This is a genomic window from Vibrio sp. 10N.222.48.A3 (assembly GCF_041475345.1).
In the GTDB taxonomy this organism is placed as follows: domain Bacteria; phylum Pseudomonadota; class Gammaproteobacteria; order Enterobacterales; family Vibrionaceae; genus Vibrio; species Vibrio tasmaniensis_A.
In genome coordinates this window covers 1-389 of sequence record NZ_JBFRVX010001015.1, presented here as the reverse complement: position 1 = coordinate 389, position 389 = coordinate 1, and the positions used below count along the sequence as shown (strand labels likewise).

Here is a 389-nt window from a genome sequence, read left to right as displayed (position 1 = left end):
CGAATTACCATGCCACGTTCGCCTTCTTGAATCACAAATAGTGACATCAATAGAAGGGCAATCGTCACAACTAATACAGGGATCATTAATTTACGCATTATTAGTATCTCCCTTGACGTGAACTGTCTGAACGAGTTTGAGTGCTAGACTTTGGATCGGCTTGAGTTTCTAACTCAATTTGATCGTAAGTTGATGATGTTTTTGCAGGGCGAGTGCCCGACTGAGAACCACCTTGTGCGCCTAGCTTATCAATTGGTAGGTATAGCAAGTTACCGCTTGATTCAGAATCAATCAGGACTTTCGATGTGCTTGAGTACACTTTTTCCATTGTATCAAGGTACATACGGTTACGTGTTACTTCAGGAGCTGCTTGGTATTCAGGTAGCAGT

2 pseudogenes are annotated in these 389 nt (G+C 42.4%); both read right to left on the bottom strand.

Annotation, left to right across the window (positions count from 1 at the left end):
* Positions 1-98: pseudogene (locus tag AB4653_RS23090) on the bottom strand (protease modulator HflC); the annotation flags it as partial.
* 2 nt (positions 99-100) lie between these two features.
* Positions 101-389 (bottom strand): annotated as a pseudogene (locus AB4653_RS23085) (protease modulator HflK); the annotation flags it as partial.